Annotated in this window: 8 protein-coding genes; all 8 read left to right on the plus strand. The window is 63.2% G+C overall.

The annotated features are described in order from the left end of the window. Positions 1-10: 10 nt before the first annotated feature. The gene (rbfA, locus tag VQ045_RS11835; protein ID WP_327623641.1) at positions 11-421 is read left to right on the plus strand and encodes a 30S ribosome-binding factor RbfA; all 411 of its coding nucleotides are present in this window, start codon (positions 11-13) and stop codon (positions 419-421) included. Then, positions 421-1,407, plus strand: coding sequence for a tRNA pseudouridine(55) synthase TruB (gene truB, locus VQ045_RS11840; protein WP_327623642.1), 987 nt, complete (start codon positions 421-423; stop codon positions 1,405-1,407). Before rbfA ends, truB begins: the two co-directional genes overlap by 1 nt. Before the next feature lie 229 nt (positions 1,408-1,636). Then, positions 1,637-3,826, plus strand: coding sequence for a methyl-accepting chemotaxis protein (locus tag VQ045_RS11845; protein WP_331830237.1), 2,190 nt, complete (start codon positions 1,637-1,639; stop codon positions 3,824-3,826). Positions 3,827-4,078: 252 nt separating this feature from the next. Further along, the gene (gene rpsO / locus VQ045_RS11850) at positions 4,079-4,465 is read left to right on the plus strand and encodes a 30S ribosomal protein S15 (RefSeq protein ID WP_327623660.1); all 387 of its coding nucleotides are present in this window, start codon (positions 4,079-4,081) and stop codon (positions 4,463-4,465) included. A 399-nt stretch (positions 4,466-4,864) separates the two neighbouring features. Next, positions 4,865-6,988 (plus strand): polyribonucleotide nucleotidyltransferase, encoded by a 2,124-nt coding sequence (gene pnp, locus VQ045_RS11855; RefSeq protein ID WP_331830238.1) that lies wholly within the window; start codon positions 4,865-4,867, stop codon positions 6,986-6,988. A gap of 231 nt (positions 6,989-7,219) precedes the next feature. Continuing rightward, positions 7,220-7,552, plus strand: coding sequence for a hypothetical protein (locus tag VQ045_RS11860; RefSeq protein WP_327623645.1), 333 nt, complete (start codon positions 7,220-7,222; stop codon positions 7,550-7,552). A gap of 85 nt (positions 7,553-7,637) precedes the next feature. Continuing rightward, entirely contained in the window at positions 7,638-8,708 is a 1,071-nt protein-coding gene (locus VQ045_RS11865) for a radical SAM protein (protein WP_331830239.1), read from the plus strand. A 92-nt stretch (positions 8,709-8,800) separates the two neighbouring features. Further along, positions 8,801-9,076: a DUF2937 family protein gene (locus tag VQ045_RS11870; RefSeq protein WP_331830240.1), complete on the plus strand. Its 276-nt coding sequence runs from the start codon at positions 8,801-8,803 to the stop codon at positions 9,074-9,076. Positions 9,077-9,152 lie beyond the last annotated feature (76 nt).

Here is a 9,152-nt window from a genome sequence, read left to right on the forward strand (position 1 = left end):
AGCGTTATTCATGGCCAGATCATCGAAATCCGGACCCTCCCTGCGCTCGCTGTCTGTCGGCGAGAAGGTTCGGCACGCCCTGACCGAGGTATTGCAGCGCGGCGAAATCCGCGATCCGCTGCTCGAAAATGCTGTCATATCCGTTTCCGAAGTCCGCATGGCGTCGGACCTCAAGCTAGCGACGGCCTATGTCACCGTGCTCGGTCAGACCGACACGGAGCCCTATGTCGCGGCGCTCAATCAGCATGTCCGGTTCATTCGCGGCCGCCTGACGCCGGCGCTCAAGCAGATGAAATACATGCCGGAGGTGCGGTTTCGCGCCGACACCTCCTTCGACAATTTCGCGCGCATCGACGCGCTGCTGAAATCGCCCGAGGTCGTCCGCGATCTCGACGGTGACGACGACGAGGATCTTGGCTGATGGTGCGCCGGGGCAAGAAGCCGAAGGGCCGGCCGATCAATGGCTGGATCATTCTGGACAAGCCGAAGGGCATGGGCTCGACCGAAGCGGTGTCGAAGTTGAAATGGCTGTATTTCGCGCAGAAGGCGGGCCATGCCGGCACGCTCGATCCGCTGGCTTCGGGCATGTTGCCGATCGCGTTCGGCGACGCGACCAAGACCGTTCCCTTCGTCATGGAAGGGCGCAAGGTCTATCGCTTCACCGTGCGCTGGGGCGCCGAGACCACGACCGACGACACGGAGGGGCCGGTGGTCCACTCCTCCGAGACGCGTCCGTCCGAGGCCGAGATCGAGGCGCGTCTGGCCGACTATACCGGCGAAATCGAGCAGGTGCCGCCGAGCTTCTCGGCCATCAAGATCGCCGGCGAGCGGGCCTATGACCTGGCGCGTGAGGGTGAGACGGTAGAGATCGCGGCGCGGACCGTCTCGGTGCATCGGCTGGACATTGTCGACTGCCCCGATGCCGATACGACCGTGTTCGAGGCCGAATGCGGCAAGGGCACCTATGTGCGCGCGATCGCTCGCGATCTCGGCCGCGACCTTGGTTGTTATGGCCATGTGATCGAGCTGCGCCGCGTCTCCGTCGGCGCGTTCGGCGAGGACGATCTGGTGCCGCTGGAAGAGCTGGAGGCCGCCGCTGAAGAGGGGCGCGAGGAGCTGGATGCCGAAGCTCTCGAGGCCGGCGCCAAGGCGCGGGTCGTCGATTTCGAGCCGCTGGACGAGTATCTCGTGGCGCCGGAAGTGGCGCTCGCCGACCTTTACGAAGTGGCGCTGACCGACGACCAGGCGGGCCGTGTCCTGTCCGGCAATGCGGTCCTGTTGCGCGGACGTGACGCGCCGGCCTTCTGCGACGAGGCCTATGCGACCGGCCATGGCCGGCTCGTCGCGCTCGGCGCGATCGAGGAGGGGGCGTTCAAGCCAAAGCGGGTCTTCGGCGGCAAAGGCTGAGGCGAGGTCGGAAAGTGGACCCCGCACACGACCGTGTCCCTAGCTTCGCGTAAGCCGGCCCGTGCAATATGCACCTTCCTTGGCGGATCGAGGTGCCGGTATTGTTGCGCAGTGCAATAGAAAATTTACCCGCACCTCTTACGGCTAAGGAAGCCGCACAAGCCGACATATGGCATCTCGCCGTTCCCCGATTGCTTCCGCTGCGGATTTGGACCGGTGGAAGGACGCCATGTCGCTCAGGAACATCAAATTCTCGACCCGCATCATCGCCGCGGTTTTTCTGCCGTTGCTGGCCCTGTCGGTCTACGAGGCAATCCAGGTCAATACGCTCTGGCGCGAATCAAAGGCGGCCCAGCAGACCGAGATGTTCGCCCGCGAGATGCGCACCGTCTACGATCTCGTCCACGTCCTTCAGGTCGAGCGCGGCAATTCGGCCGGCTTCATCGGGTCCAAGGGCGCCCAGATGGGTGATTCCCTGGCCAAGGCGCGTGGCGCCACGGATCAGCGTATCGCCGATCTGCGATCGGTCGGCGAGGCCTTGGGTCCGGTCGGCAATGCCGAGATCACGAAGTCCTTGGCGAATGCCGGCGATGCCTTGCAGCGGGTGCAGGCGGTTCGCGGCACGATCGACAGCTTCGCAATCTCGACCGGCGACGCACTGGGCTATTACACCGGCGCGATCGCCGATCTGAGCCGGATCGGCAGCGGCATCGTCAAGGCGACCGAAAACCGCGACACCGCGATGAATCTTGCCGCCTATGTCAACATCATGGGCGCGAAGGAACTGGCCGGCGTGGAGCGCGGGATGGGCGCGGGGGGCATTGCCGCCGGCACGTTCTCCCTCGCCACGTTCGACGCCTTTTCGGCCAAGAAGGGCGCTCAGGAAGCGCTGATATCGCGCTTTTTCGATCTCGCTTCGGAGGATGTCGCGGCGACGAGCCGAAGCTTGTACGGCAAGGGCGCCAGTGCCGATGTGGAGGCGATGCGGCTGGTGATCCTGGACGGAGGAAACTACGGGAAACTGTCGTCGCTGAACGCCGGCACATGGTTCGCCGGGATGACCGAATGGCTGGGAACCCTCGGCTCCATGGGAGCGGCGGTCTCCGACCGGATCATAGCCGACGCGGCGGCGGCGAGCAGCGCGGCCCAGACGCAGCTGACGGTGGTTGCCGCCATCGCGCTCGGACTGTTCGCAGCAATCGCCTTGTCGATCGTTCTGGTCGTACGCAGCATCGTTCGGCCGATCTCGGGGCTGTCGGTCCTGTTGCGCCGGATGGCGAACGGCGAATTCGACATCGAGGTGCCATTCGCCGGCCAACGCACCGAGGTCGGCGCCATGGCGGGCTCGGTGGTGGCCCTTCGTGAGGCCTTGCGGGAAAAAAGCGCGCAGGACGCCGAGCTCGAAGCCGGCCGTCATGCAAGCGATAGCGCGCGGCAAGCCGCCGACGCCAAGCGGGCGACCGCCGAAAGTGAAAGGCTCGCCGTCGTCGTCGGCGAGCTTGGTTCCGGCCTGCGGGAACTGGCCTCCGGCAATCTCTGCCACCGGATCGACACCGCCTTCTCCGGCGAATTCGAGCAGCTGCGAACGGATTTCAACGAAGCGGTCGCGCAACTGGATGCGACGCTCGCTGCCGTGGGGAACAGCGCCAGGGCCGTGCATGTCGGGGCGGACGAAATTCGTGGTGCCGCCGACAACATGGCCGGCCGCACCGAGCAGCAGGCGGCCTCCGTCGAGGAAACGTCGGCCGCGTTCCAGGAAATCAACACGGCCGTTCAGGGTCTGTCGGCCAAGGCAAAGGAGGCGGGCGATCTGACCTCGCGCGCCAAGGGCCAGGCCGAGCGGTCCGGCGAGGTGGTGCGCAACGCCGTCACCGCGATGGGGCGTATCGAGACGTCGTCGCGGGAGATCGGCAACATCATCGGCGTCATCGACGAGATCGCCTTCCAGACCAATCTCCTCGCCCTCAACGCGGGTGTCGAGGCGGCCCGTGTCGGCGCGGCCGGCAAGGGCTTTGCCGTCGTCGCCCAGGAAGTGCGCGAACTGGCCCAGCGTTCGACCGAGGCCGCCAAGCAGATCAAGGAACTGGTCGCGTCGTCCCAGGACGAAGTCGGTAGCGGCGTTGCCCTGGTCGGAGAGACCGGCAATGCGCTTGAAGCGATCGTCGCCGAAATCCGGGAGATCGACGCGCATGTCGCCGCGATCGCGACCACCGCCCGCGAGCAATCGGTCGGGCTGCAGGAAATCAACACGGCGCTGCATTCGATCGATCAGGGAACGCAGCAGAACGCGGCCGTGGCCGAACAGTCGACGGCGGCAAGTCATGGGCTGGCGACCGAGGCGTCGTCGCTCAACGACCTCCTGTCGCGGTTCAAATTGGCCGAGCAGTCGCTCCCGGGGCGAGTGCGGCGGGCCGCATAGACCACGATGCCATCGGATCGAGTCGATCGGATGTTATGATCATGATCGATTCCAGCAGTCAGCGCGCAATGCGGGCGGACAATCCGTCCCAACTTTTCTTCATTCCGTCTAGGCGCCCTGCCGCCGCTGCTTGTCCGCGGCTGCGGCGATCGCGGCCGGTCAGCAGGTATATTTCCGCCGCCGCCGCTGGCTGTGAGCCATGGAATCGTCCGCCCCGTGCCGTAAGGCTAGTATTCTTCGCGGATTTGGCCTATAGGCAGCCGCAGCGCCGACCGGCTTGTCCCGTCCGCGCTATGTAACGGCCCTCGCTGGACGACATCCCGGCCATGGGCGACCCAACCCTCAAGATTTTCCAAGAAAGGGATTTCGATGTCGATTACGCTTGAGCGCAAGGCCGAGCTCATGAAGGAATACGCGATCAAGGAAGGCGACACCGGTTCGCCGGAAGTCCAGGTCGCGATCCTGACCGAGCGGATTGTGAACCTCACCGAGCATTTCAAGGACCACAAGAAGGACAACCACTCGCGTCGTGGCCTTCTGAAGATGGTCTCCCAGCGCCGCCGCCTCCTCGACTATGTGAAGTCGAAGGAAGAGCAGCGCTATCAGACTCTGATCGGCCGTCTCGGACTGCGCCGCTAAGATAGAGACCCGGCGGGCCGGAGTGGGGCGACCCCTTCGGCCCGCTGGTCGCATTTCGGCCCCCGCGAAACGGTGGGCCACACCAGCCCCGGGCTCGGCGACCAGTTCGCAAGAGCCCGACCACCCGAGCGGTCATGGGGCAGGATTACCGGATGCTTCCGGAACGGCCGGCGCCAGGCAAAGACCTGGCGCCTTCACCGCCTCGAAGCCTCTCGTCGTCTTGCCCATGACGCGTTTCGGTCACGAAACGCGCTTCGCCTCCAGCACCTATGACGGTGCTCACGGAGCGCAGGATGAAAAGGCAACAACATGTTCAACACCCACAAGGTGGAAATCGACTGGGCGGGCCGTCCGCTTACCCTGGAAACCGGCAAGANCGCAGGATGAAAAGGCAACAACATGTTCAACACCCACAAGGTGGAAATCGACTGGGCGGGCCGTCCGCTTACCCTGGAAACCGGCAAGATCGCCCGTCAGGCCGACGGCGCGGTTCTGGCCACCTACGGTGAAACCACCGTGCTGGCGACGGTCGTCTCGGCCAAGCAGCCCAAGCCCGGCCTGGATTTCTTTCCGCTGACCGTCAACTACCAGGAAAAAACCTTCGCGGCCGGCAAGATCCCGGGCGGCTTCTTCAAGCGCGAAGGCCGGCCCTCGGAAAAGGAGACCCTGGTTTCCCGTCTGATCGACCGGCCGATCCGGCCGCTCTTCGCCGCCGGCTACAAGAACGAGACCCAGGTCGTCCTCACCGTCCTCCAGCATGATCTGGAGAACGATCCCGACGTCGTCGCGATGGTCGCGGCCTCGGCGGCGCTGACGCTCTCCGGCGTGCCCTTCATGGGGCCGATCGGCGGCGCGCGCGTCGGCTATATCGAGGGTGAGTACAAGCTGAACCCGCATGTCGACGAGATGATCGAGTCCAAGCTCGACCTCCTCGTCGCCGGCACCGACTCTGCCGTGCTGATGGTGGAATCGGAAGCCCATGAGCTGTCCGAGGACGTCATGCTCGGCGCGGTCATGTTCGGTCATCGCGGCATGCAGCCGGTGATCGACGCCATCATCAAGCTGGCCGAACACGCCGCCAAGGAGCCGCGCGAGCATATCGCCGCGGATCATTCCGCGCTCGAGGGCGAAATGCTGCAGCTCGCCGAGGGCGAGCTGCGCGACGCCTACAAGATCACCGACAAGCAGGCGCGCTACGTCGCCGTCGACGCCGTCAAGGCGAAGGTCACCGCGCATTTCCTCCCAGAGGGCGCGGAAGAGACCAAATCTTCCAAAGAAGAGGTCGGCGCGGTCTTCAAGTCGCTGCAGGCCAAGATCGTCCGCTGGAACATCCTCGACACTGGTAGCCGTATCGACGGGCGTGACCTGAAGACGGTCCGCACCATCGTCGCCGAGGCCGGTATCCTGCCGCGCACCCACGGCTCGGCGCTGTTCACCCGCGGCGAGACCCAGGCGCTGGTCGTCGCCACGCTCGGCACCGGCGAGGACGAGCAGTTCGTCGACGCCCTGACCGGGACCTACAAGGAGCGCTTCCTGCTCCATTACAACTTCCCGCCATACTCGGTCGGCGAGACCGGCCGCATGGGTTCGCCCGGCCGCCGCGAAATCGGCCACGGCAAGCTGGCCTGGCGGGCGATGCGCCCGATCCTGCCGGCGCCCGAGCAGTTCCCCTACACGATCCGCGCGGTCTCCGAGGTCACCGAGTCGAACGGCTCGTCCTCGATGGCGACGGTCTGCGGCACTTCGCTTGCCCTGATGGATGCCGGCGTTCCGCTGAAGGCTTCCGTTGCAGGCATCGCGATGGGACTGATCAAGGAGGACGAGCGCTTCGCGGTTCTGTCCGACATCCTCGGCGACGAGGACCATCTCGGCGACATGGACTTCAAGGTCGCCGGCACGGGCGAGGGCATCACCTCGCTGCAGATGGACATCAAGATCCAGGGCATCACCGAGGAAATCATGCAGGTCGCCCTCGATCAGGCCAAGGCCGGTCGTCTGCATATCCTCGAGGAGATGGCCAAGGCGCTGTCGGAAAGCCGTGCCGAGCTCGGCGAGTTCGCACCGCGCATCGAGGTCATGCAGGTTCCGACCGACAAGATCCGCGACGTCATCGGCGCCGGCGGCAAGATCATCCGCGAGATCGTCGAAAAGACCGGCGCCAAGATCAACATCGAGGACGACGGCACCGTGAAGATCGCCTCCTCCTCGGCCAAGGAGATCGAGGCAGCCAAAAAGTGGATTCACTCGATCGTGGCCGAGCCCGAGGTCGGTGAGATCTACGAGGGCACGGTAGTCAAGACCGTCGAATTCGGCGCCTTCGTCAACTTCTTCGGCTCCAAGGACGGTCTCGTCCACATCTCGCAACTGGCCGCCGACCGGGTCGGCAAGACCACTGACGTCGTCAAGGAAGGCGATAAGGTCTGGGTCAAGCTGATGGGCTTCGACGAGCGCGGCAAGGTCCGCCTCTCCATGAAGGTGGTCGACCAGACCACCGGCGAGGAGATGAAGGAAGACGCCGCCTGATCGGCGGCCTTCTTTCCGACCCTTTGAAAGGCGCGTCCCCCGGGGCGCGCCTTTTTTTGCGTTTTATGACCATCCAGGTTGAAGCCTGCTGGCCAAACCGTTGCCGCCGCAGATAGCCGCGACCAGGACGGGTGCATACATTCCCCTACGGAATTCAACTTGACTATTACCAAACGTCGTTTCATTGTTAATGGGAAAGTACGATGGCACCAAAGTAAGAAAGGATTAGAAATGCCGGAAATCAGCGCAAAAACCCTTTCACTCTTGGTCGACGGGAAGAGCGTGGAGATCAAGAATGAAAAAGAGACCCAGACGGAGCTGAATAACGCGCTCCAAGATCCCGATAAATTCAAGGAATTCGCAAAGAGCCCAGCAGCATTCGCCAAGGAATACGGCCTGCAGATCGACGAGGCGCTATCAGCTCAATTGTCCTCGAAGCTCAAGGACGTCCAGAGCGTCGGCGATATGCAGAAGGTTATGCGGGGCACCAACGAGGCAACGGTCTGGGCCGTGGCATCCGGGTCCTACTCGGTCGCGTCGTCGAAGATCGCACTGGCGTACTGACGCATTTGCGCCAACCTGCTGAGAGACCCCTCGCCCGGTTGGGGAAGTCGGCGGGGCGGTCCTTGACAACGGTGGGGCACAAACCATGGCGATTCCAGTTTCATCCTTTGCCTTCCATTTAACTTATACCTGTCCACTCGCTTGCGCACATTGTTGCTTCAATTCCTCGCCGCAAGTCGCCGATCGCCTCGATCCGGCATTCGTTCTTGAGGCGATCGCTCATATTCCCGAAGATGTGACCCTGGTCGCCTTCACGGGGGGCGAGCCGTTTCTGCATGGTCGCAATCTCGTTCGCTATGTCGAGGCCGCGAAATCGAGATCTTTCAAGACCCGCATCGTAACGAGTGGATATTTCGCCACCTCGGAAAGAGCGGCACGTCTTCGCTTCCAGCCCCTGGCAGACGCCGGCCTCGACGAGCTTTCCATCAGCTGGGACGACTATCACGAAGAGTTTGTGGCTTTCGACTGCGTGCGCACGCTTGTGCAGACGGCGAGGGAGGCCGGAGTCTATACGGCGATCAGTTCCGTCCAGTCCGTCGAGACACTCTGGACGGCTGAGCGGATACGAAGCGCGCTCGGAGATGTCGGCTCCGAGGTGGAGATCATTAGTGAATCCGGGCTCAATCTGACCGGGCGGGCGGAGACGGACCTCAAGGACGCCACCTTTGTATCGAACGGATATCTGGGACCATGTCCCTATGTGCTGACTGGGCCGACCATGAGCGCGAAGAACAAGCTCCTTGCCTGTTGCGGCGTCATTCCGGACACCAGGCGGCTCACGATCCGCGAAGCGCCCGATCCGGAAGAAATTCCGGAGCTGATTGAAGCAAGCCTGCGCAATCCGCTTTTTACCGGGTTGTTTCTACGGGGACCCTATTCCCTGATGGTGGAGATCGCTCGCAAGCATAATGTTACAATTCCTCCTCGTGACAAGGTGGGGGGCAATTGCGAGGCCTGTAAGCTGTTGTTTGAGACGCCAACGATCGAGGATCATCTCGACGCGTATCTGAAAGACATGTCGATCACGTTTCTCAATGAGATGCTGTTGCTAGAATCTCTGGAACTGCTCACTCCGAAACATGTGATGGGCCTGTGGGGAAATAGCAGTGCCACCCGTACGGACCTCTGTCGCCACGAAGCCGGTCACGCTATCTAAGACGGGACTGACTGCGTATCCGGGACAGGACCGTTCTCGCTGTTGAAGAGAGTGCATACCGCAAGAGTTGATCGGAAACCGACCTGGGCGCTTTGATCGCACGCGTCTTCGCCGCGCTGCTCACCGGCACGGTGTTCAGCCAGTCGGTGGAGTTCACGCAGCAATATCTGCAGCGGCTCGGTGGCGCGGTGGACGAGATCGAAATGGTCGTCGCGCGATTCGACGCCGGGGCGGCACGAGCGGGCGTCTCGCGGGACGCGGCGCTAAAGCGCCTGCGCGGGAATTCCGATCCCCTGGCGGCCCGGCAGGGCGAGGACGCCGCCGCGACGATCTTATACCGGCCAGCGTTTGATCTGACTCGGTTGTGATTTTCTTATTTTCGCTGCGCGTGATTCCCTGTCCCGGCGAAGGGAGCGGGCGAGCGATGGCATTGAAGATCACCGA

This window comes from Aurantimonas sp. E1-2-R+4 (assembly GCF_036549515.1).
GTDB lineage: Bacteria > Pseudomonadota > Alphaproteobacteria > Rhizobiales > Rhizobiaceae > Aurantimonas > Aurantimonas coralicida_A.